Below are 23,816 nucleotides of genomic sequence, written 5' to 3'. Positions count from 1 at the left end.
GCGCTGATCCTCCCACCGGCCACCCAGCCCGGCGGGTGCGACGTGCGTCACGTCGCCGGTGGCCTCCCGAGCCGTACCGCGGCGTCGGGCGCGCGCTGACGGGCGGCGCGGACCAGCGCGGTGATCGGGCGGGGATCCGGCTCGTTCTCCGGATGCCACTGCACACCGAGCACGAACGGTCGGCCCGGATCCTCGACCGCCTCGATCACACCGTCCGCCGCCCAGCCGCTGACCACGAGCCGCCCCGGGTCGGCAACAGCCTGGTGGTGGTACGAGTTGACCCCATCCACCCCGGCCAACACCGTCGCGGCGAGACTGCCCGGCGCGAACCGCACCGGATGCGTGCCGTAGACGCCGGGCGCCGGGCGGTGCTCCTCGTGACCGACCACGTCCGGCAGGTGCTGGTGAAGGGTGCCGCCGTACGCGACGGCGAGCAGCTGCATCCCCCGGCACACGCCCAGCACCGGCAGGTCGGCGGCGAGCGCCGCGGTCAGCAGCGTCAGCTCGCCGGCGTCCCGGTCCGGCCGGTCCTCGGTCCTGGGATGCGGGGGCTGGCCGTACCGCCCCGGGCCGACGTCGGCGCCGCCGGCCAGCAGCAGCCCGTCGAGGACGGCCAGCACGTCGCCGTCCCCGTCGTCCGGCGGCAGCACCACCGCCCGACCGCCGGCGACGGTCACCGCCCGCACGTACGCCTCGGGCACCAGCACGGCCGGCACACCCCGCCAGACCGCCCAGTCGGCGGGCTCGACGTACGCGCTGATCCCGATCAGTGGCCGTCTCACAGCGGAGTGACGTACGCGCCGGTGATGCCGCCGTCCACCACGAACTGCGTGGCGGTCATGAAGGAGGCGTCGTCGCTGGCCAGGAACGCGACCGCGGCGGCGATCTCCTCCGGTTGCCCGAACCGGCCCATCGGCACGTGCACCAGCCGGCGGGCGGCCCGCTCCGGGTCGGCGGCGAACAGCTCCAGCAGCAGTGGGGTGGCCACCGGGCCGGGGCAGAGCGCGTTGACCCGGATGCCCTCGCGGGCGAACTGCACGCCGAGCTCCCGCGTCATCGCCAGCACCCCGCCCTTGCTCGCGGTGTACGCGATCTGCGACGTCGCCGCGCCCATCAGCGCCACGAACGAGGCCGTGTTGATGATCGAGCCCTTGCCCTGGCGGCGCATGTGCGGGATGGCGTACTTGCAGCAGAGGTAGACGCTCGTCGTGTTGACCCGCAGCACCCGCTCCCAGGCGTCCAGGCCGGTGTCCAGGATGGAGTCGTCGTCCGGCGGCGAGATGCCGGCGTTGTTGAACGCGATGTCCACCCGCCCGTGCCGGTCGGCCACCCCGTCGAAGAGGTCGCGCACCGCCGACTCGTCGGCGACGTCGGTGGCCACGAACTCGCCGCCGCATTCCTCGGCCGCCCGCTTGCCGGCCGCCACGTCGATGTCAACGCAGACCACCCGGGCCCCCTCGGCGGCGAACCGCCGGACGGTGGCCAACCCGATCCCACTGCCCGCTCCGGTGATCACGGCCACCCGGTCCTGCAATCGACCCTGCACTGTGTCACTCCTCTGTCGCGATGAACACGTTCTTGACATCGGTGAAGGCGTGCAGCGCGTCCGGGCCGAGCTCCCGGCCCAGGCCGGAGCGCTTCATTCCGCCGAACGGGGTCCAGTAGCGCACCGAGGAGTGCGAGTTGACGCTGAGGTTGCCCGAGTCGACGGCCCGGGCGAGCCGGAGCGCACGGCCCACGTCCCGGGTCCAGATCGAGCCGGAGAGGCCGTACTCGGTGTCGTTGGCGAGCCGGACCGCGTCGGTCTCGTCGTCGAACGGGAGCACCGAGACCACCGGGCCGAAGATCTCCTCCCGCCAGTGCCGGTCGGCCGGCGAGTCGGCCAGCAGCACCGTCGGCGCGTGCCAGAAACCCGGACCGTCGGGGCAGGAGCCGGTGAACGCGACCCGCGACCCGGCCACGTAGCCGGCGACCCGGTCCCGTTGGCCGGCGGAGATCAGCGGGCCCATCTCGGCGGTGTCCCGGGCCGGGTCCTCCACCCGCACGGCGCGGACGGCCGGTTCGAGCAGTTCCAGGAAGCGGTCGTACACCGGGCGCTGGACCAGGATCCGGGACCGGGCGCAGCAGTCCTGGCCGGCGTTGTCGAAGACCGCGCCGGGCGCGGTGGCGGCGGCGCGTTCCAGGTCGGCGTCGGCGAACACGATGTTGGCGCTCTTGCCGCCCAGCTCCAGGGTGAGGCGCTTCACCTGGGCGGCGCAGCCGGCCATGATCCGGGTGCCGACCTCGGTGGAGCCGGTGAAGCAGATCTTGCGGACCGCCGGGTGGCTGACGAACCGCTCCCCCACCACGGCGCCCTCGCCCGGGACGACCGTGAACACGTCGTCGGGCAGGCCGGCCTCGCGGGCCAGCTCGGCCAGGCGCAGCGCGGTGAGCGGGGTCAGCTCGGCGGGCTTGAGCACCACGGTGTTGCCGGCGGCGAGGGCCGGGACGAAGCCCCAGGCGGCGATGGGCATCGGGAAGTTCCACGGCACGATCACCCCGACCACGCCGAGCGGCTCGTGGAAGGTGACGTCCAGCCCGCCGGGCACGGGGATCTGCCGTCCGGTCAGCCGCTCGGGCGCGCCCGCGTAGTAGTCCAGCACGTCCCGGACGTTGCCGGCCTCCCAGCGGGCGTTGCCGATGGTGTGCCCGGAGTTGCGGACCTCGAGCGCGGCCAGCTCCTCCAGGTGCGCGTCGACCACCGCGGCGAACCGCCGCAACATCCGCGCCCGGTCCCCCGGCCCCACGGCCCGCCAAGCCTCGAACGCCGCAGCCGCCCGGGAGATGGCCGCGTCGACCTCGTCGACCGAGGCCCCCGCGACCTCCCGAAACCCCACCCCGGAAGCCGGATCCACCACGAGCGTCACGCCGGCACCCCCATCCCTGCGTTGTCAGAGGCGTTCGAAGCCACGGGTCAGCTCCCAGTCGGTGACGGCGGCGTCGAAGGCGGCGATCTCCACCTTCGCCTGGTTGGCGTAGTGGGCGACCACCTCGGGGCCGAAGGCGTCGTGGGCGGCCGTCGACTGCTCCCAGAGGGCCAGGGCGTCGCGCAGGGTGCCGGGCACCCGCTCGGCCTCCGGGTCGTCGTACGCGTTGCCGGTGCACTCCGGGCCCAGCTCCAGCTCCCGCTCGATGCCGTGCAGCGCGCCGGCGACCAGCCCGGCGATCGCCAGGTACGGGTTGACGTCGGCACCGGGCACGCGGTTCTCCACCCGCATGCCCTGCCCGTGCCCGACCACCCGCAGCGCGCAGGTGCGGTTGTCCACCCCCCAGCGCAGCGCCGTGGGCGCGAACGACCCCGGCTGGTAGCGCTTGTAGGAGTTGATGTTCGGGGCGAAGAGCAGGCTGAACTCCCGCATCGTGGCCAGCAGCCCGGCGAGCACCCGCTGCCCGGTCTCCGACAGGTGCGCCGGCCCGTCGCCGAGCATCGCCGAGGCGCCGGTGGTGTCCCGCAGCGAGAAGTGGATGTGGCAGGAGTTGCCCTCGCGCGCGTTCGGCTTGGCCATGAAGGTAATCGCCATGCCCTCCTGGGCGGCGATCTCCTTGGCACCGTTCTTGTAGATCACGTGATGGTCGGCGCAGGCCACCGCCTCGTCGTACCGGAAGGCGATCTCGTGCTGGCCGAGGTTGCACTCGCCCTTGGCGCTCTCCGGGGTCAGACCGGCGCCGGCCATCTCGGTGCGGATCCGGCGCAGCAGCGGCTCCACCCGGGCGGTGCCGAGCAGCGAGTAGTCCACGTTGTACTGGTTGGCCGGCGTGAGATCGCGGTACCCGCGCTGCCAGGCGTCCTCGTAGGAGTCGCGGAACAGCACGAACTCCAGCTCGGTGCCGGCGTACGCGGTCAGCCCGTGCTCGGCCAGCCGGTCCAGCTGCCGGCGCAGGATCTGCCGGGGTGAGGCGACCACGTCACCGGAGCCGTCCAGCCAGGTCAGGTCGGCGAGCAGCAGCGCGGAGCCCGGCTGCCAGGGCATCCGGCGCAGCGTGCCGAGATCCGGCACCATCGCGAAGTCGCCGTAGCCACGCTCCCAGCTCGACATCGCGTACCCGTCGACGGTGTTCATGTCGACGTCCACGGCGAGCAGGTAGTTGCACCCCTCGCTGCCGTGCTCGACCACCTGGTCGAGGAAGAAGGGCGCGTGGAACCGTTTGCCCTGCAACCGGCCCTGCATGTCGACGAGAGCCAGCACCACCGTGTCGATCTCACCCTCGGCGACGGCGACCCGCAGTTGTTCCAGCGTGAGCGGAGCTTTCCTCATTCGCGGGCCTCCATCACCAAGGTCTACTGGCAAACCGGATCACCGTCAATGCCCCCGGCGGTGCGGGCGGCAAACCCGGCGGGACGGCAGCGGCGCCCGTCCCGCCGGGCGCGGGTCAGGCCGGGCCGTCGACCGGCGCCGGGTCGGCCGCAGGCCCAGGCGTAGGCTCCTCGACGGTACGGATCGGGCCGGCGAACCACTTCCGGGCCGAGGCGTACCACCAGACGGCGACCACCAGCAGCACCCCGCCCACGGCCAGCGGCGCGTAGTTCACCGCCGACCAGGTGAACCCGTCGTTGCCGGGCACCCCGGCGGGCACGATCGGCAGCACGAAGTAGACCGCGATGACCGCGATCTCGATCACCGCGATCCAGCCGAGCAGCTTGTACTTCCGCCCGAGCGTCCACGGACCCGGTACGAAGCGGTCGCCCATCCGCAGTCGCAGCGCGATCGGGATGAGGAAGGACAGGTAGAGCCCGAGCACCGCGACGGAGACCACGGCGTAGAAGGCGATCGGAATGCCGGCGGAGCTCTCGTAGAGCGCCGGAAGCGTGAGCACCAGGCCGGCCAGCGTGGCGCCGATGATCGCGTTGACCGGGGTGCCGTTGCGGTCGACCTTCGACCAGAGCCGCCAGCCGGGCACGGCGCGGTCGCGGCTGAACGCGTACGCCATCCGGCTCATCGACGTCACGCAGCTCATCCCGCAGAAGAACTGCCCGATGGTGGAGATGATGATGACGATCTTGAAGAAGACCGGGGTGAGGGCGGACTCAAAGATGGCCCCGGAGAAGCCGCCGGCGGCGTTGACGGCCTCGACGTCGGTGGCCGCGAAGAGGAACGCCAGCAGCAGGATCCAGCCGCCGACCGCCGAGTAGAAGATGGACTGCCAGAGCCCGCGGGCGGCGGCCTGCGAGGCGCCCCGGGTCTCCTCGGAGACGTGCGCGCAGGCGTCGAAGCCGGTGATCGTGTACTGGGTGAGCAGGAAGCCCAGCGGCAGCACGTAGAACCAGAAGGTCAGGCCGCCGGTGTCCCCGTCGCCGAAGCCGGAGTTGTTGAACCGCTCGGTGAACACGAACTGGAAGCTCTGGTGGTTGTCCGGGACGAGCACCAGGATGGCCACCACGGCGGCCGCTCCGGCCACGTGCCACCAGACCGAGACGTTCTGGAGTACGTCGATGATCCGGTGCCCAAAGATGTTGATCAGGCCGTGCAGCGCCAGGATGATCACGAAGAGGATGAACGCCTGCCGCAGCGTCCCGGCCCAGCCGTCGAAGAGCGCCGACAGGGTGAGGTTGAGGAAGGTCGCACAGCCGTAGTCGACCGAGGCGGTGACCGCGACGAGGCCGATCAGGTTCAGCCAGCCGGTGAACCAGCCGTGCACCGGGCGGCCCATCGTCGCCGCCCACCAGTAGATCCCGCCGGCGGTCGGGTACGCCGACACCAGCTCCGCCATGCAGAAGCCGATGATCAGGATGAACAGTGAGATCAGCGGCCAGCCCCAGGAGATGGCGACCGGCCCGCCGTTGTTCCACGCCTGACCGAAGGTGGTGAAACAGCCGGCCAGGATCGAGATGATCGAGAACGAGATGGCGAAGTTGGAGAAGCCGCTCCACTTGCGGCGCAGCTCCTGCTTGTAGCCGAGTTCAGCGAGCCGTCGGGCGTCGTCGTCCATCGGATGCTCGGCGGTCGGCACGGGCGTCGTGGCCACTGCACACCTCCCTGAGGTGATTCCGCGTACGAGTGCGCAAAGTGTCGTCCCGCTGATCAAGGCGGTCAATACGATGACGGTGGGAATCTCGCGGTCGTCTTGGCTAATTGCGTTGCCGTGTGGCCGGCCCGCCCGCATCCTTGACGTCGTGACCAGCCCGTACACGACGGGCTCACCACCGGGCGCTCGGACCGCCCGGCACCGCGGCGGCGCGGGGGCACCCACCTCTCTCTCACGTACGGCCTGCTCCGCCGTACCCGACGGGTGTCCCCCGCCGCCGCGCCCGACCCGCCCCCGGATGACCGGGCAGGGGATCACGTCAGCAGCAGACCGGCCAGCCAGAGCGCGGCGATGACCACACCGGCGGCGAACTCGACGAGCATCGACAGGCCGGCCGCCTTGACCGCCTGCTTCGTGGACGGCCAGGCGAGCCGGGAGTCGCCGAGCCGCAGCCGCTCGGCCGCCCACACCCCGAGGACGAAACCGAGCACCGCCCCGACCACCGGGATCACGAAGAAGCCGACCAGCCCGAGCAGCCCGCCGGCCAGCAGCGACGACGTCGGCACGCCGGTGCGTTTCAGGTTCCGCCCGGGCCAGGCGTACTTGACGACCGTGCCACCCGCGGCGACGAGCGTCGCGGCGGCGAGCACCGCCCACCGGCCGGCGCCGGCGCCACCGAACAGCGCCCAGACCAGCACAGCGCCCCAGCACAGCGGCAGCGCCGGCAGGCCGGGGACCACCACGCCGGCCAACCCGGCCAGGATGGCCAGCCCGGCGAGCACGGTGACCGCCGCCTCGGTGTCGCTCACGCTCATCGCATCGCCTCTCCACCACGCAGCCGGTCGGTGATCCGGTCCGCCGGAGCCGGGCCACCGAAGTAGCGCCCCTGCCCGGTGTCGCAGCGCAGCGCCCGCAGCCGTTCCGCCTGCACCTGGGTCTCCACCGCCTCGGCGGTGACCCACAACTCCAGCGCGTGCGCCAGCCGGACCAGGGCGTCGACGATCCGCTCGTCGCGGTGGTCGGCCACGACGTCCGTACCGTCGGCGCGGATGCCCTCGACGAACGGGCCGGCCAGCTTCAGGCAGTGGATCGGCAACCGCCGCAGGTACGCCAGATTGGAGTATCCGGTGCCGAAGTCGTCCACCGCCAGACGGACGCCCAGCGCGGCGAGCCGGTGCAGGTTGCGCAGCGGTTCGCCCGCGCTGCCCATCACGGCGCTCTCGGTCAGCTCCAGTTGGAGCAGCTGCGCCGGCAGCCCGCTGGTGGCCAGCGCGTCGGCGACCGTCTCCACGATCGCCGGGTCGTCGGCCTGGCGGGCGGCCAGGTTGACGCTGACCACCAACTGGGCGTCGGGGAACTCCCGCCGCCACCGCTCGGCGTCGCGGCAGGCCCGTCGCAGCACCCACTCGCCGAGCCGGACGATCAGGCCGGTCTCCTCGGCCAGGGCGATGAACCGGTCCGGCCCGATCAGGCCCAGCTCCGGGTGCTCCCAGCGGACCAGCGCCTCCACGGCGAGCATGGTGCCCTCCAGCAGCGACACGATCGGCTGGTAGTGCAGCACGAACTCGCCCCGGTCCAGCGCCGCCGGCAGCCCGGCGACCAGCGCCGACCGGGCGATGTCCCGGGCGCTGCGCTCCGGGTCGTAGACCGCCCACCGGCCCCGGCCCGCCGCCTTGGCCCAGTAGAGCGTGGTGTCCGCGGCCTTCATCAACTCCGAGACGGTGGTCGCGGCGGCCGGGCCCTCCACGATGCCCACGCTGGCCGAGACGGCCAGTTGGTGGTCGCCGACGTGCACCGGGGCGGCGACGGCGGCCAACGCGGCCTCGGCCACGGCCACCGCGTCGTCGAGGTCGTCCCCGCCGTCGACCAGGATGACGAACTCGTCCCCACCCATCCGGGCGACCAGGTGCCCGTGGTCGGCGACGCACTCGGCCAACCGCCGGCCGATCATCACCAACAGCCGGTCACCGAGGTCGTGGCCGAGGCTGTCGTTGATCGCCTTGAAGCCGTCCAGGTCGAGGAAGCACACTGCGACCCGCCGCCCGGGCCCGGCGCCGTCGAGGACCCGGCCCAGCGTCTCGAAGAACAGCGTCCGGTTGGGCAGCCCGGTCAGCGGGTCGTGCAGCGCCTGGAAGCGGAGCCGCTGCTGGAGTTCGTACCGCTCGGTGATGTCCTCGATCATCGCGACGGTGAACCGGGGCCGGCCGTCGTCGTGCCGGATCAGCGAGACGGCCAGATCCGTCCAGACCACGCTGCCGTCCTTGCGGTGGTAGCGCTTCTCCACCCGGGCGGAGTCCTGCTTGCCCTCGATCAGCTCCTGGTACAGCTCCCACATACCGGCGGCGTCGTCGGCATGGAAGAGCGCCGACACGTTGCTCTCGCACAGCTCGGCGATCGAGTAGCCGAGCATGTCGGCGAACGCCTGGTTGACGTCGATGATCCGGCCGTCCACCCCGGCGATGCCGATTCCGATCGCGGCGCCGGTGAAGACCGCCCGGAACCGCGCCTCGCTGTCGCGAAGCGCCTGCTCGACCTCGTCCCGGGCCTGCCAGGCCGACCGGGCGATCCGCTCCTGCTGGCTGAAGGTGCGGTCGCGCAGGGCACGGGCGAACCCGGCGGCCAGGCCGGCCTGCACCGCGGCGATCCGCTCGGTCAGATCCTTCGGCCACGTGTCGACGGCCAGCACCCGGCGGGGAAAGTCCGCACCGAGGGCGCGCAGCGACCACTCCAGCGCCCGGGGCTCGGTGAGGTGCGCCTCCACCAGTGCCCGCCCGACCTCCTCGGCGGGGCGGGCCGAGAACGGCTCGGCGCGTACCGCCTGAGCCAGCCGGACGGTGTGCACCAGCAGCAGCCGCTCGGTCTCGGCCGCGCTGAGCGGCACGAAACCGAGGCGGCGTACCGCGCGGGCCCAGTCGGCGGCGAAGCCCTGGGCATCGGCACCGCCGACGTCGACCCCGGTGGGATCCGGGACGGCGGCCACGGGATCAGCCCGCGGGCTGGTCGTACCGGGCGACACCCCCGAAGGCGCCGAACCGCTCCGGGTGCTCGTCCACGTCGGACGGCGAGTCGGGACGCCAGAGCGGCATGTGCACCACGCCCGGTTCGAGGACGGTCCAGTCGCCGAAGAAGCCGGTGACCTGTGCGCGGGACCGCAGCGTGATCTCGGTGTCCGTCCGCGCGGAGAGCCGCTGGGCGTCCAGCATCTCCTGCGGCTGGTCCTCGAAGGTGGAGTGGGAGATGACCAGGAAGCTGCCGGGCGCGGCCGCCGCGCGCAGGGTGGCCAGGATGTCCTCGGGCCGGTCGGTGTCGGGGACGAAGTGCACGACCCCGGCCAGCAGGATGCCCATCGGTCGGCTGAAGTCGATCAGCCCGAGCTGGCGGGTCTCGGCGAGGATCCGTTCCGGATCGCGCAGATCGGCGTGGATCACTCCGGTCAGGTCGTTGCCGGCGAGCAGTTCCCGGCTGTGCGCGACGGCCACCGGGTCGATGTCGACGTAGACCACCCGGGCCTTGGGGTTCGCCCCCTGCGCCACCTCGTGCACGTTGCCCACGGTGGGAATTCCGGAGCCGATGTCGAGAAACTGGTCGACGCCGGCGTCGAGCAGCGCCCGAACGGCCCGGCGCAGGAACTCCCGGCCGGAGCGCATGGTGGCCGCGAGATTCGGGGTCATGCTGGCGATCTGCTCGGCCAGCCGACGGTCGATCTCGAAGTTGTGCGCCCCGCCCAGGAAGTAGTCGTACACCCGGGCCGCGCTCGGCCTGGTCAGATCGATCTCGGTCGGCAGTCCGTCCGGCATCAGCGTGCTCCCCAGTTCATCGCCGCGGCGCGGGACGGCACCGGCGTCGGCGGGCACGCGCGACCACCGGTCGACCCGCGGGTCGTGTGGTGTGGACCACTCTAGGCCGCCGACTCCCGCGTCCGGGAGATCCGTTCACGCTCTTTCCGCGCTCAGCCGGCCGACTCCAGCAGCAGCGAGATGCCCTGACCGACGCCGATGCACATGGTGGCGAGGGCCCGCCGGCCACCGCGGCGACGCAGCTCCAGAGCGGCGGTCAGCGCCAGCCGGGCGCCGCTGGCGCCCAGCGGGTGCCCCAGCGCGATGGCGCCGCCGTTCGGGTTGACGTGCTCGGCGTCCACGGGCAGCCCCAGCTCGCGCAGCACCGCCACGGACTGCGCGGCGAACGCCTCGTTCAGCTCCACCACGTCCACCGCGCCCAGCTGGACGCCGGCACGGTCGAGCAGCTTGCGGGTGGCCGGCACCGGGCCGATCCCCATGATCCGGGGCGGGACTCCGGCCGCCGCCGCGCCGCCGATGCGGGCCAGCGGGGTCAGGCCGTACCGGGCCACCGCTGCCTCGCTCGCAACCAGCAGGGCGACCGCACCGTCGTTGACGCCCGAGGAGTTGCCGGCGGTCACCGTGCCGCCGTCGCGGAACGGGGTGGGCAGCGCCGCCAGCTTCTCCAGCGAGGTCTCCCGGGGGTGCTCGTCGACCTCGACCAGCCGGGTCTCCCGGCGGCCGGCCGGCACCCGGACCGGCACGATCTCCTCGGCGAACCGGCCGTCGGCCTGCGCCTTGGCCGCGCGCTGCTGCGAGCGGTACGCGAAGGCGTCCTGCTCGGCCCGGCTGACGCCGTACTCGGCGGCCACGTTCTCCGCCGTCTCCGGCATCGAGTCGACCCCCCAGCCGTCCCGCATCAGCGGGTTGACCAGGCGCCAGCCCAGCGTGGTGTCGTACACCTCGGCGGAGCGGGAGTACGGCGAGGTCGCCTTCGGCATGACGAACGGCGCCCGGCTCATGCTCTCGACCCCGCCGGCGACCACCAGCTCCGCCTCCCCGGCCACGATGGAGCGGGCGGCGGTGGCGAGGGCGTCCAGCCCGGAGCCGCAGAGCCGGTTCACCGTGCTGCCCGGCACCTCCTCGGGCAGGCCGGCCAGCAGCGCCGCCATCCGGGCGACGTTGCGGTTGTCCTCGCCGGCCTGGTTGGCGCAGCCGAGCACCACGTCGTCCACCCGGGCCCAGTCCACCGACGGGTGCCGGGCGACCAGCTCGCGGATCACGTGCGCGGCCAGGTCGTCGGGGCGGACGCCGGCGAGGGCGCCGGCGTACCGGCCGATCGGGGTGCGGACACCGGCCACCAGGTATGCCACGGTCATCGCGAGTCCTTCGGGGTGGAGACGGCGGGGGGGTGGAGGCACCCGCAGGGGTGGCGCGGGCTACCGGCCGCCAGGATATCCGCGCCCGCAGCGGATAGGTTGACGGCATGGCTCGGGCCCAGTTCAGCGCAGAGACCAGCGGCGGCGGCGCGTTCGTCCGCCAGCCCAACCGGTTCACCGGCCGGGTCACCCCGGACTCGACCTCGCCGCCCGGCGGTGGCCCGGACGAGCAGGACCGCTGGCCGCTGGAGGCCGGCCGCTACCGGCTGATCTGGTGCCGCGCCTGCCCCTGGGCACACCGGGCCCGGATCGTGCGCGGCCTGCTCGGGCTGGACGACGCGATCTCGCTGGGCACCGTCGACCCGATCCGGGACGAGCGGGGCTGGGCGTTCGCCCTCGACCCGGACGGCTTCGACCCGGTCCTCGGCGTCAGCTTCCTCTCCGAGGCGTACCTGGCCACCGACCCGGACTACACCGGCCGGGTGACCGTGCCGGCGCTGGTCGACACGCTGACCGGCCGGGTGGTCACCAACGACTACCCGCGGCTCACCCTCGACTTCTCCACCGAGTGGCGACGCCTGCACGCCCCCGACGCGCCGGATCTCTACCCGGTCGAGCTGCGCCCCGAGATGGACGCGCTGATGGCCGAGATCCACACCGACGTCAACAACGGCGTCTACCGCTGCGGCTTCGCCACCTCCCAGGAGGCGTACGACGAGGCGTTCCGGGCGCTCTTCGCCCGCCTCGACGTGCTCTCCGATCGGCTGGCCGGGCAGCGCTACCTGATGGGCGACGCGATCACCGAGGCCGACGTGCGGCTGTTCACCACGCTGGTCCGCTTCGACGCCGCGTACCACGGGCACTTCAAGTGCAACCGGCAGAAGCTGACCGAGATGCCGGTGCTCTGGGCGTACGCCCGGGACCTGTTCCAGACCCCCGGCTTCGGCGAGACGGTGGACTTCGACCACATCAAGCGGCACTACTACGGCACCCATCGGGAGATCAACCCGAGCGGCATCGTGCCGCTCGGGCCCGACGAGTCCGGCTGGACGACGCCGCACGGGCGTGGCTGAGCGGGGGCGGCCCGGCACCACGACCGCACCCGCCGTCCGGGCGGACGTCGCGCGCCGGGTCGCCGGGTGGGCCGCCGCCGGCTGTGGGCTGGCCGGAGCGGTCGCGGTGACCGTCGCGGTGGTCGCCGGTCCCGGCCCGGATTTCACCCGGTACGTCAGCGAGACGGGCATCGACGGCAGCGGTCACGCCGCCACGTACCGGATCGGGATCCTCGCCCTGGCCGGCTCGCTGCTGCTGCTCGCCGCGGCGCTTCCCGCCGGGGTGTGGGCGGCGCCGGCGCTGCTCGCCGCCGGTGCCGTGTGCACCGCCGTGTCCGGGACGGTGACCTGCTCCACCGGCTGCCCGCTGCCGCCGTTCGAGCGCGCCACCCTGGCGGACCTCGTGCACGGCGGCGCGAGCATCGCGGCGACCGCGTCGGTGGTGTTCGCGATGGTCGCGCTCGCCGTGTCCGGCCCGGCCGGGCGGGCGGTACGCCGGCTGGCCGGCGCGGCCGCCGCGCTGAGCCTCCCCCTGTGCGCCACCGTGGGGCTGGCCATGCTCATCGTCGGCCGGGGCGCCACGGTGGCCGTGCTGGAGCGGCTGATCCTCGCGATCGCGATCCTGTGGGGGCTCACCACCGCCACCGCACTCGCCCTGACCCGCCGGTGAGAGCCCCTTCCGGACGGCTCGTCAGCGCGCGTGTAAGGAGCGTCACCCACCTCGGGCCTTTCCGATGGCCAATCATCGGCCTATCGTCGGCTGGCGATGACCAATCTCTGGGACCTCACCGTTCGCCTGTATGTCGATCTCCGACTGCAGGCCAGCGGCATCTGTCCGGCGTAGCTGCGCTCCTTACGCCTACCCCGTTCAGACCAGACCATTGGATAGACCCTCATGCCCTTCGGCCTGCGCAAAATTCCCTTCTCCGTGCAGATCCTGCTCGGCCTCGTGCTCGGCGTGGCGCTCGGCTTCCTGGCCCGCTCCAACGACCTGAGCTGGCTGACCAGCACCCTGCACACCGTCGGCGGCCTCTTCGTCCAACTGCTCAAGCTGGCCGTGCCGCCCCTGGTCTTCACCGCCATCGTGGTCAGCGTGGTGAGCCTGCGCGGCGTCGCCAACGCCGCCCGGCTCGCGCTGAAGACCCTGCTGTGGTTCGGCATCACCGCACTGATCTCGGTCGCCATCGGCATCGGCCTCGGCCTGGTCACCAACCCGGGCAAGGGCGTGACCCTCGACCTGGGCGGCGCGACACCGCCGAAGAACACCGGCTCGTGGACGGACTTCCTCACCGGCATCGTGCCCACCAACCCGGTCGGGGCGTTCGTCGAGGGCAACGTGCTGCAGATCGTCTTCCTCGCCCTCGTCGTCGGTGCCGCGGCGCTGCTGGTCGGCGACGCCGCCGAGCCGTTCGTGGCGCTGAACCGGTCCCTGCTGGAGATCGTCCAGAAGGCGCTCTGGTGGGTCATCCGGCTCGCCCCGATCGGCACCCTCGGCCTGATCGGCAACGCCGTCGCCTCGTACGGCTGGGACCTGCTGGCCCCCCTCGCGAAGTTCACCACCGCCGTCTACGTCGGCTGCGCCATCGTGCTGTTCGTGGTCTACCCGCTGGTGCTGATCCTCGCCGGCCGGCTCAACCCGCTGCGCTTCTTCGCCGGCGCCTGGCCGGCGATCGAGCTGGCCTTCGTGTCCCGCTCCTCGGTGGGCACCATGCCGGTGACCCAGCGCTCCGTCGAGCGGCTCGGCGTGCCCCGCGAGTACGCCTCGTTCGCGGTGCCGTTCGGCGCCACCACGAAGATGGACGGCTGCGCCGCGATCTACCCGGCACTGGCCGCGATCTTCGTGGCGCAGGTGTTCGGCGTGGACCTCGGCATCACCGACTACCTGCTGATCGCCTTCGTCTCGGTGGTCGGCTCGGCGGCCACCGCCGGCCTGACCGGGGCGATCGTGATGCTCACCCTCACCCTGAGCACGCTGGGCCTGCCGCTGGCCGGCGCCGGCCTGCTGCTGGCCATCGACCCGATCCTGGACATGATCCGGACCGCCACCAACGTGGCCGGGCAGGCGCTGGTGCCGACCGTGGTCGCCGCCCGCGAGGGCACCCTCGACCGGGCCGCGTACGAATCGGCCGGCCGGCGGGACCTGACCGAACCGGAGCCGGTCGCCGACACCCGCCCCGACCGGAAGGACGAGCTGAGCCCCGTCCCCGCCTGACCGGTTCCCCATCGACGCCGACGGGCCCCCTCCCCGGGGGCCCGTCGCCGTTTCCGAAAGGATGACGCCATGAGCTCCCTGTTCACGCCACTGGCCCTGCGCGCGGTAACCCTGCCCAACCGGATCGCCATGGCACCGATGTGCCAGTACTCCTCCGGCCCGGACGGTCTGCCCACCGACTGGCACCTGATCCACCTCGGCACCCGGGCGGTCGGCGGGGTCGGGCTGGTGCTGACCGAGGCGACCGCCGTGCTGCCGGAGGGCCGGATCAGCCCGCAGGACACCGGGCTGTGGTCCGGCGCGCACGTGGACGCGTGGCGACCGGTGACCTCGATCGTCGCCGCCCACGGCGCGGTGCCCGCCGTCCAGCTCGCGCACGCCGGGTTCAAGGCCTCCACGTACCGACCGTGGGCCCCGAGCCGCGGCGGCGTGCCGGACGCCGAGGGTGGCTGGACGCCCGTCGGCCCCGGGCCGGAGCCGTTCACCGCCGGCTACCGGACGCCGACCACCCTCGACGCGGCGGGCATCGCCGGTGTGGTCGAGGCGTTCGCCGCCGCCGCCGAACGGGCGCTGGACGCCGGTTTCGCCGCCGTGGAGATCCACGCCGCGCACGGCTACCTGCTGAACGAGTTCCTCTCGCCGTTGACCAACCAGCGCACCGACTCCTACGGCGGCGACCGCGCCGCCCGGATGCGGCTCACCCTGGAGGTCGCCCGCGCGGTACGCGCCGCGGTCGGCGAGAACGTCCCGGTGCTCACCCGGATCTCCGCCACCGACTGGGTCGAGGGCGGCTGGACGATCGAGGACAGCGTGGTGCTCGCCGGTGAGCTGGCCAGCGTCGGCGTGGACCTGGTCGACGCCTCCTCCGGTGGCGTCAGCGTGGACCAGCACATCCCGCTCGGCCCCGGCTACCAGGTGCCGCTGGCCGCCCGGATCCGCCGCGACGCCGGCGTGCCGACCGGCGCGGTGGGCCTGATCGTCGAGCCGGAGCACGCCGAGCAGATCGTCGCCAGCGGCGACGCCGACCTGGTGCTGCTCGGACGGGAGCTGCTGCGCGACCCGTACTGGCCGCGCCGGGCCGCCGCCAAGCTCGGCGTCGCGTACGCCGGGCCCGCCCAGTACGCCCGCGCCGCCTGACCCCGGCCGGTCGGACGGCTGCCGTGCCGGGCAGCCGTCCGACCGTCAGCCGGCCAGGTGCGACCAGTCGCCCTCCAGGTCCCGCCAGGGACCCTGGGCCGCCACCGTGCCGCCGAGCAGCACCACCACGTGGTCGGCGCGGACCAACGCGGCGCGCTTCGCGGTCGAGCCGACCACGGTCACCCCGTGCGCGCGCAGCGCCTGCCACAGCGCCAGCTCGGTGGTGACGTCCAGCGCCGACGACACGTCGTCGGCGACCAGCAGTTCGGTACGCGGGGCCAGCGCCCGGGCCAACGCCAACCGCTGCAACTGCCCGCCGGAGAGCCGGGTGCCCTTGTGCCCGATGAGCAGGCCCAGCCCGCCACCGGCGGCGGCCAGATCATGGTCGAGCTGGGCGGTGCTGACCGCCCCGGCCGCGTCCACCTGGTGGCCGAGCGCGATGTTGTCGGCCACCGTGCCGGAGAGCACCCGGGGCAACTGGCCGACGTAGCCGACCTGGTTGGGGCGCAGGAACAGCTCCGGCTCGGTGACCGGGTCACCGTTCCAGGACAGCTCGCCGGTGTGGTGCACGATGCCGGCCAACGCCCGCAGCAGCGAGGACTTGCCCGACCCGACCGGCCCGACGACCAGGACCAGCTGCCCGCGCTGCACGATCAGGTCCACGTCCCGGACGGCGACCGTGCCGTCGGAGTGCACCACCCCGAAGCCGCGCAGCTCCAGCCGGCGTAGCGGGTGCCGGGGCGGCGGCGTCGGCGCGGGCGCCGTCCCGGCGGCCAGGTCGACGGCGGGCACCCCGGCGGAGTACGCGCCCACCCCGGTCATCGCCACCGTGCGCCGGGTCCAGACCCGCGCGGAGGGCAGCTGGGAGATCAGCGACGCGGTGGTCCAGGCGAACCAGCGGGCCGCGCCCAGGGTGGAGACGGCCACCAGCACCGCCCCGGCGGAGAGCTCACCGGCCAGGTAGAGCGCCCACGCGCCGATCGGCAGCAGGCCGCTGGCCACCGACGGCGTGGAACGCGACCACACCTGCACCGAGATCTCCCGCCGCTGCCGGTCGCTGCGCAGCACGTCCAGGTCGGCCAGATGGCGCAGCACCGCGGCGGTCGCACCGGCGAGCTTCACCGTCCGCGCCGCGGAGAGCGCGGAGACCAGGGCGGTGGCGAAGGAGGCCCGCGCCGCCACCGTCGCCCGCGCCGCGCGTTCCAGCTTCGGCCCGAACAGCGTCGCGGCCAACCCGGAGACGACCATCGTGCCGAGGAAGAACAGCGCCGGTACGACGCTGCCGGTGACCGCCGTCATGGCGACCACGAGGACCAGCGCGACGGCCTGGTCGAGCACGTTGTCGGCGAGCTGGACCACCCGCTCGGTGTCACCGCCCTGCGCCACCACCTCGGCCGGGGTGTGCGAGCTGACCCGGCGCGGCCCGGTCTGGCCGTGCACCAGGCGCAGGCCGATCCGCAGCATCTGCCGCACCCACCACTGCGGGAACCAGACGTGGGTGTAGAACGGCAGCGGCAGGGTGACCAGCAGCCCGGCCACGATGCCCAGCGCCGGCAGGTACGGGTTGCCGGTCCCGTCGACCAGGTCGGCCCAGAGCCAGGGCAGCACCGGGCCGTCCAGCCCGAGCAGGGAGAGCCCGAGGAACAGCCCGATCGCGGTCGCCCCGTACCGGGGATCGTTGGTGCAGAGCCGCACGATCTCCCGCAGCGTCCGGGCCCGCGGGACGGGCGGCAGCGGCGGCGGGTCGGCCCGGGTCGGTCCGACCGACTCGACCGGCCCACCCGGCTCGACCGGCGCGGTCGCCGGCGCGCTCGGCCAGGCGTCGACCGGGTCGGGGCCGACCAGCAGGTCGGTGCCGGCACCGGTGCGGCCGGCCGGCACCGCCGCGGCGTACGCGGCGGCGTGACTGGTCGCGAGCAGTTCCGCGAAGCGCGTCGACGTTTCCAGTGGACCGGCCTCGACCACCGCGCCGTCGGCCAGCACCACCACCTCGTCGCAGCGGCGCACGGAGGACAGCCGGTGCGCGATGACGATGCCGATCCGGTCGCGCAGCAGCCGTTCGGTGGCCCGCTGCACCCGCGCCTCGGTGACCGGGTCCAGCCGTGCGGTGGCCTCGTCGAGGATCACCACGTGCGGGTCACGGACCAGGATCCGGGCGAACGCCACCAGCTGCTCCTGACCGGCGGAGAGCACGTGCCCGCCCTCGCCCAGCCGGGTCGCCAACCCGTCCGGCAGCTCGGCGATCCAGCCGGCCAGGCCCAGCTCGTCGAGCGCCCGGGCCGCCGCATCGAGCAGCTCCGGGTCGAAGAGCGCGACGTTCTCGGCGAGCGTGCCGGCCAGGATCTCGGTGCGCTGCGGCACCAGCGCCACCCAGCGGCGCAGCTGCTCGACGTCGAGGTCGCACAGGTCGGTGCCGCCGAGGAAGACCGTTCCCGGCGGCACGTCGACGGCCCTGGTGAGCACCTTCGCCATCGTCGACTTGCCGGAGCCGGTCCGCCCGATCAGCGCGTACGAGCGGCCGCGCGCGAAGGTGAGGCTGACGCCGCGCAGCGCGGCCCCCCGACCGCTCTCCGGCCCGCTCACCTGGTACCCGAACGTCAGGTCGCGGATGCGCAGGTCACCGTCGGTCGGGCTGGCCCCGCCGACGGGCTCCTGCCGGGCCTTCTGGAGCAGCTGCACCCGGGCCCACGCGCCGAGCGCCTCCTGAAGCTCCGGCACCATCCGGCTGACGTGTTCCGCGGTGGCCCCGAAGGCGAGGGCGAGCAGCCAGATGGCGGTGAGGCGGGCGGCGTCGATCCGGTCGGTGGCCAGCGCCCAGGCCCCGCCGAGCACCACGACGCCGATGCCGGCCCGGATCGTCGCGGTGGCGGCCGTGGCCACCCGGGCGGACAGCACCCAGACCAGGCGGCCCCGGGACAGCACGGCGGCGGCCCGCCGGGCGTACAGCCGCAGCACGTACGGCCGGGCCAGGCTGGTGCGTACGTCGTCCTGGCCGTGCACCGCCTCCTCCATGACCGCGGCCAGGTCCGACCAGGCTTCCTCCTCGGCCATCCGGGCGGGACCGATGCGCGCCGTGGGCCGGCGCAGCCCGACGGCGAGCACGGTCGTGAGCAGCAGCATCGCGACGCCGGCCGGCCACCACACGGCCAGCGCGACGACCATCGACAGCAGGCCGACGCAGAGCCCCTGGGCCAGCCGGGTGCCCTGGTTGCGGACCGCCGACGCCACCTGGTAGACGTCGCCGTCGATGCGGTCGAGCAGCTCACCCACCGGGGTGGTCTCCAGGGTGGGCAGGTCCTGCCCGAGCGCGACCCGGCAGAGCCGCCGGCGCACGTCGGCGGACCAGTCGGCGGTCAGGCCGGCCATCAGCAGGCTCACCGCCAGGTCGCTGAGCACCACGGCGACCAGCGCCGCGGCCAGTACGGCGAAGAAGCCGGCCGAGCGGTGCACCAGCACCGCGCCGGCGAGCGCCGACGCGCCCGCCTGGCCGGCGGCGCCGAGAGCGATCAGGACGGCCACGATCGTCAGTCGACGTGGCGAGGTGCCCCACAGATCACGGAGCAGGCGCATTGAGGTCCTCCGGATGGGGGTGGCGGAAGACCCAGCGTGCCTGGTGCGACCCCGTGCCCTCAACCGATTTACCCGGCCTGAGCAGGGCTTCCGGTCAGGTCTGGGCGACCCGGCGGACGATGCCGAGCAGCGCCTCCTGCACGTCCTCGATCGGCCGGTCGGGTTGGAAGACCAGCCAGTCCACGGCCACCACCAGACCCACGCCGAACAGCGCCGAGGAGGCGGTGGGCACGTCCAGCTCGGCCGGCAGATCGCCACTGTCCACGCCGGCCCGCACCGTCTCGGCGATCACCTCGATCGCCTCGCCGCGCAGCAGCCGTAGGGTCTGCTGCCACTCCCGGTTCGTCCGCCACATCTCCGACAGCAGCAGCTGGGCGAAGGCCCGATAACGGCGGATGTACTCCAGCTCGGCGCGGACCAGGGCGGCCAGCGCGGCGCGCGGCGGCAGCCCGGCGACCGCCGCCCGGAACTCGGCGGTGAGCAGGCCGATGCCGTGTCGCAGCAGCTCCTCGAAGAGCACCGTCTTCGACTCGAAGTTGTAGTAGACGGTGCCCTTCGCGACCCCGGCCCGGGCCGCGATGTCGTCCACCGTCGTGGCCGAGAAGCCCTGCTCGGCGATGAGCTCCACCGCCGCGACGAAGAGCCGCTGGCGCGTGTCCTCCCGCCGCCTCGACCGTCCGTCCGTCACGCGCCCATCCTCACATGGTCAGCTCGGGGTGCAGCTTCGCCGGGGTGAGCCGGCGCGAACGGCGGGCCGCCACGGTGGTGAGGGCCAACGCCGCCGCCCCGAAACCGAGCAGCACGAGCACCCCCGCCAGCACCGGACCGGTCGGGCCCCCGTTGATGGTGTGCCGCAGCCCGGCCACCACGTAGCTCATCGGCAACCATGGGTGGATCGCCTGGAAGAAGCCGGGCGAGGTCTGCACCGGATAGGTGCCCCCGGAGGAGGTGAGCTGGAGCATCAGCAGCGCCAGCGCGGCGAGCCGCCCGGCCGGGCCGAGCTGGGCGCCGAGCCACTGCATGATCGCGGTGAAGGCGAGCGACACCAGCGCCAGCAGACCCAGTGTCGCCGCGGGGCGCACCGGGTCCAGCCCGAGCACCAGCGTCACGACCGCGAACAGCACCCCGGCCTGGGCCAACCCGACCGCCGCGGCGGGCAGCCAGCCGGCGAGCGCGACCCGCCAGGCGGGCGCGCCGGACATCACGTGCCGCCGGTTGACCGGCCGCAGCAGCATGTACGTGATCATCGCGCCGACCCAGAGCGCCAGACCGAGGAAGTACGGTGCGAAGCCCACCCCGTACGAGCCGGCCGCGTGGCGGGCCGAGCGGTCCAGCGAGACGGGGTCGCCGAGGACGTCGGCGCGGGTGTCCGCGTCGTCGTACCCCGGGATCTTCTTGGCGCCGGCGGCCAGGCCGTCGGCGAGGTCGCCGGCGCCACCGCCCAGCCGGCCGAGCCCGGAGGCCAGCTCGCCGGCGCCGCTCTCCAGCCGAACCAGGCCGTCGGCGAGCCGGTCGCTGCCGGTGCTGAGCTGGTTGAGCCCACCGTCCAGCTCCCGGGCGCCGGTGGCCAGCCGGAACAGCCCACCGCGCAGCTGCTCCGCACCGGTCGCCGCGTCACCGAGCCCGTCGCGTAGCTCAGCGCTGCCGTCGGCGAGGGTGCCCAGCCCGGCGGCCAACTCGTCGACCTTCTTCCGCGCGGCGGCCACGTCGTCGGCGAGGTGCGGTGCCGCCTCGGCGATCTGGCGTGCCGTGGCGGCCACCCCGCTCATCCGGTCCCGCAGCGCGGTCAGGTCGGCCTGGTCGAGACCGTCCACGACGGTCCGAGCGGCCTCGACGGTGGCCGCCGCGGCCGTCCGCGCGGCACGGACGTCCGGGTCGTCGGCCAGCTCCGGATGTGCGGCCACCAGGGCGTCGAGCCGGTCGCGCCCCTTCTCCGCCTGGGTCAGTGCCGCCCGCGCCCGCTGCGGCAGCGCGTCCAGGCCGTCGGCCAGCGCCTGCGCGCCGTCGGCGATCGCCGTCGCCGACTCCTCGATCCGCTCGGCGTTCTCCCGCAGCACCGGTTCGACCTTCGCGGCCGCACCGTCCACCCGGCCGGCCACCGCGCGGGTCGCGGTGGCCGCACGAGCCGTGCCGTCGGCGAGCTGCGCCGCGCCGGTCCGCAGCTGGTCGAGCCCGGTGGCCAACTCGTCGGCGCCCCGCGCGCTCTGGTCCAGCCCGGCGGAGACCCGACCGGCCCCGGCGGCGGAGCGGTCCAACCCGTCGGCAACCTGCCCGGCGCCGGAGACCGAGCTGTCCAACCCGTCCTCGATCCGGCCCGCGCCGGAGACCGAGCTGCCCAGGCCGTCGGCGAGCTGACCCGCGCCGTCCGCGGCCCGGCCGGTCTCGGCCTTGGCGTCGGTGAACCCGACCAGCATCCTGGCGAAGTACCCCGAAGCGGTGCTCTCCGCGGCGGCGGCCCGGATCTCGCTGAACGCCGAACGGGCGAGCAACCCCGACAGGTAGTTGGTGGCGTCGTCGTTGACCACCTTCAGCTCGCCACGATGAGCCGGCTGCGCCGGCTCGGGGCTCGCCGCGAGCGTGGCGGAGAAGTCCGCTGGGATGCTGAACACCAGGTGGTACCTGCCGCTGCGCAGCCCTGCGGCGGCATCCTCGGCGTCGGTGACCTGCCACCCGAACACGCGACGGTCGATCAGCTCGTCGGTCAGGTCCTGCCCGGCGTGCACCACCGACCCGTCACCGGCCTTCGCGGGCCGGTCGGCGTTGACCAGCGCGACGGGGATCCGGTCGAGGTTCCCGTACGGATCCCAGAAGGCGTACAGGTACAGCGCCCCGTAGAGCAACGGGATGACGGTCAACACGGCGAGCGCGGCCCGGGGCAGCCGCCCCCGGGTCATTCGGCGCAGCTCGTACCAGGCGAGTCGGACGGCGTTCATCGGTTCACCTCATGGCGGGTGGCAATGGTCTTCGCGGCGGCGGGCACGGCGGCGTCCATCCCGGTCGCGGTGTCGGTCGCGGTGTCGCTCGCGGCGTCGGTCGCGGCAGTCGAGGGCTCGCCGAGTCGGTGCACGATCGAGGCCGCGTGCGGCTCCACCTCGCGGGCGGTGACCACCACCGCGTAGCCCTGCTCGGCCAGTCGGCGAAGAACGGCCCAGAGCAGGGCGCGTTCCGGCCCGTCCGTGCCCGCGTCGATGTCGTCCGCGACGATCAGCTTCGGTCCACTGAGAGTGGCCAGCACCAGGCCGAGCACCTGGCGCTGCACCGGAGTCAGGTCGCGCCCACGGCTGGCCGGGTCGAGCGGCACCGCCGTGCCCAGCCCGACAGCCTCGATCATGGCGGCCACCGTCTCCCGCCGCTCCGCCCGCCGGTGTCGCAGCGACAACATCCGCCGGCCGCCACGTCGACGGCCCGGCGCAGCGGACGCGGTCGACGTAGTGGCCGTTGCTTCCGGGGCCTCGTGAGCCCGCCGGCCGAGCAGGAGCAGCCGTTCGGCGACATGCTCGGCGACCGTCAGCTCCGGGTCAGGCTCGTGCACGCCGGCCACCTGACCGAGCGCTACCGGGCCGTGCCGCAGCAGTTGCCCCTCGGTGAGAGGGAAGCGGTCCGCCAGGGCGAGCAGGAGCGACGTACGCCCACTGCCGGGCGTGCCGATGATCGCGTGCAGTTCGCCGGCCCCCACCGTGAGGTCGACGTCCCGGAACACCCACCCCCGACGGGTACGTAGGCCGAGCCCGCGCGCTTCGAGGACCACCATCACTCCACCCTGAAATCTCTGTACTGACCAGTCAGTCTAAAAACATGCTCAGCATAGCCATCATGGGTCGATTGGCGATCTCGGGAAGCCGTGATCCCGGTCATGCGGTGACGCCCCGCCTCCACCTGCGCCGGGGCCCACGCTGTCGGGTTCACCTCCCGTGGCGGGCGGAGGTCCAGGCCGGGTTCGTCCGGTGCGGGCGACGTGCGCGCGGCCTCTCGCTGGTTGCGCCGGTCCGTGCGACGGCTGCGGCCAAGGCGGTGGCCGGGCTGTCGTTGTCGTCGGCGATATACCTGTGAGTCATAGATATGCCTGTGAGGTATGGCGCTCACCGTCTACCTCGCCCCGGACGGCTTGTCAGGGTGATCCGACTCGGTGTCGGCGATGTCGCGGTGGCCCGGTGACGGGATGCCCCGATGTCGGCGATACGGAGTCGATCAACCCCGTGGCGGCCGTTTCCGACGCCGGGACAACGGGTGGTGTGGGCCAATGTCCGGTATTGGGGTCTTTGGCGTGTGACCGGCTGCACTGCGGGGGTGGAATCGGGGCGGGCCGGGGGTCGTTACATACCCTGACGATCGCAGGACCACGGCCCACCACCCCCGGGCCCGCCCCGGATGGAATGCCGGCCAGGCCGCGGTCGTTACAGACCCCCCGAGCGACCGCACCAGCACCCTCCACGAGAGTGCCGATGGACGGGCCGAACCCGGAATGACCCCGGCCCGGAGGTCGTTACAGATGGACCCGGCGCCACGAGGCCCCCGCCCGTAGGCCGCCAACCTTCAAGACTTTCCCCGTGTATGAGAGCGCCGGACGAGGTGCTTGCACCCCGTGTGCCGTTCCCCCGAACGGCCCGGTGGGTGTCTACCCCCTGAAGGAGCCCCCGATGAACACGATCATTCGTAAGAGTGTGCTGTCTGTTGCTGGTCTGGCGTT

The 23,816-nt window shown here is 73.4% G+C and carries 17 protein-coding genes; 4 read left to right on the top strand and 13 right to left on the bottom strand.

The annotated features are described in order from the left end of the window. Positions 1-47: 47 nt before the first annotated feature. The 9 genes from AB0K07_RS06295 to pcaF form a co-directional block, all read right to left on the bottom strand. Positions 48-782: a gamma-glutamyl-gamma-aminobutyrate hydrolase family protein gene (locus tag AB0K07_RS06295; protein ID WP_363751473.1), complete on the bottom strand. Its 735-nt coding sequence runs from the start codon at positions 780-782 to the stop codon at positions 48-50. After that, positions 779-1,546, bottom strand: a complete 768-nt coding sequence (locus AB0K07_RS06290) for a 3-oxoacyl-ACP reductase (protein ID WP_363751472.1) — start codon at positions 1,544-1,546, stop codon at positions 779-781. The genes AB0K07_RS06295 and AB0K07_RS06290 overlap by 4 nt, the downstream gene beginning before the upstream one ends. Before the next feature lie 4 nt (positions 1,547-1,550). Further along, complete coding sequence (locus tag AB0K07_RS06285) at positions 1,551-2,906, bottom strand: aldehyde dehydrogenase family protein (protein ID WP_363751471.1); 1,356 nt, start codon at positions 2,904-2,906, stop codon at positions 1,551-1,553. 24 nt (positions 2,907-2,930) lie between these two features. Then, entirely contained in the window at positions 2,931-4,295 is a 1,365-nt protein-coding gene (locus AB0K07_RS06280; RefSeq protein WP_363751469.1) for a glutamine synthetase family protein, read from the bottom strand. 115 nt (positions 4,296-4,410) lie between these two features. After that, entirely contained in the window at positions 4,411-6,003 is a 1,593-nt protein-coding gene (locus AB0K07_RS06275) for an amino acid permease (protein WP_363751467.1), read from the bottom strand. A 314-nt stretch (positions 6,004-6,317) separates the two neighbouring features. Next, a complete protein-coding gene (locus tag AB0K07_RS06270; RefSeq protein ID WP_363751465.1) occupies positions 6,318-6,818 on the bottom strand; it encodes a DUF456 domain-containing protein in 501 nt (166 codons plus the stop codon). Then, complete coding sequence (locus tag AB0K07_RS06265; protein WP_363751462.1) at positions 6,815-8,983, bottom strand: EAL domain-containing protein; 2,169 nt, start codon at positions 8,981-8,983, stop codon at positions 6,815-6,817. Before AB0K07_RS06265 ends, AB0K07_RS06270 begins: the two co-directional genes overlap by 4 nt. Positions 8,984-8,987: 4 nt before the next feature. After that, complete coding sequence (locus AB0K07_RS06260) at positions 8,988-9,800, bottom strand: SAM-dependent methyltransferase (protein WP_363751460.1); 813 nt, start codon at positions 9,798-9,800, stop codon at positions 8,988-8,990. 152 nt (positions 9,801-9,952) lie between these two features. Then, positions 9,953-11,158 (bottom strand): 3-oxoadipyl-CoA thiolase, encoded by a 1,206-nt coding sequence (pcaF, locus tag AB0K07_RS06255; protein WP_363751458.1) that lies wholly within the window; start codon positions 11,156-11,158, stop codon positions 9,953-9,955. 107 nt (positions 11,159-11,265) lie between these two features. Between pcaF and AB0K07_RS06250 the strand changes: the two genes are divergently transcribed. The 4 genes from AB0K07_RS06250 (at position 11,266) to AB0K07_RS06235 (ending at position 15,559) form a co-directional block, all read left to right on the top strand. Then, positions 11,266-12,231: a glutathione S-transferase C-terminal domain-containing protein gene (locus AB0K07_RS06250; RefSeq protein ID WP_363751456.1), complete on the top strand. Its 966-nt coding sequence runs from the start codon at positions 11,266-11,268 to the stop codon at positions 12,229-12,231. Further along, positions 12,224-12,880, top strand: a complete 657-nt coding sequence (locus AB0K07_RS06245; protein WP_363751455.1) for a DUF998 domain-containing protein — start codon at positions 12,224-12,226, stop codon at positions 12,878-12,880. Before AB0K07_RS06250 ends, AB0K07_RS06245 begins: the two co-directional genes overlap by 8 nt. Positions 12,881-13,117: 237 nt before the next feature. Beyond that, complete coding sequence (locus AB0K07_RS06240) at positions 13,118-14,422, top strand: dicarboxylate/amino acid:cation symporter (RefSeq protein ID WP_363752724.1); 1,305 nt, start codon at positions 13,118-13,120, stop codon at positions 14,420-14,422. Positions 14,423-14,491: 69 nt separating this feature from the next. Beyond that, positions 14,492-15,559 (top strand): NADH:flavin oxidoreductase/NADH oxidase, encoded by a 1,068-nt coding sequence (locus AB0K07_RS06235; protein ID WP_363751453.1) that lies wholly within the window; start codon positions 14,492-14,494, stop codon positions 15,557-15,559. A 45-nt stretch (positions 15,560-15,604) separates the two neighbouring features. Here the strand turns inward: AB0K07_RS06235 and AB0K07_RS06230 are convergent, their stop codons facing one another. The 4 genes from AB0K07_RS06230 to AB0K07_RS06215 form a co-directional block, all read right to left on the bottom strand. Further along, complete coding sequence (locus AB0K07_RS06230) at positions 15,605-19,129, bottom strand: ABC transporter ATP-binding protein (RefSeq protein WP_363751451.1); 3,525 nt, start codon at positions 19,127-19,129, stop codon at positions 15,605-15,607. Between the two features lie 94 nt (positions 19,130-19,223). Further along, positions 19,224-19,817, bottom strand: coding sequence for a TetR/AcrR family transcriptional regulator (locus AB0K07_RS06225; protein WP_363751449.1), 594 nt, complete (start codon positions 19,815-19,817; stop codon positions 19,224-19,226). A 10-nt stretch (positions 19,818-19,827) separates the two neighbouring features. Beyond that, positions 19,828-22,062: a YhgE/Pip domain-containing protein gene (locus AB0K07_RS06220; protein ID WP_363751447.1), complete on the bottom strand. Its 2,235-nt coding sequence runs from the start codon at positions 22,060-22,062 to the stop codon at positions 19,828-19,830. Continuing rightward, complete coding sequence (locus AB0K07_RS06215; protein WP_363751445.1) at positions 22,059-22,880, bottom strand: ATP-binding cassette domain-containing protein; 822 nt, start codon at positions 22,878-22,880, stop codon at positions 22,059-22,061. Before AB0K07_RS06215 ends, AB0K07_RS06220 begins: the two co-directional genes overlap by 4 nt. Between the last annotated feature and the right edge of the window lie 936 nt (positions 22,881-23,816).

The sequence above is a fragment of the Micromonospora sp. NPDC049301 genome, from assembly GCF_040678715.1.
In the GTDB taxonomy this organism is placed as follows: domain Bacteria; phylum Actinomycetota; class Actinomycetes; order Mycobacteriales; family Micromonosporaceae; genus Micromonospora.
This window is presented reverse-complemented; position numbering and strand designations above follow the sequence as displayed.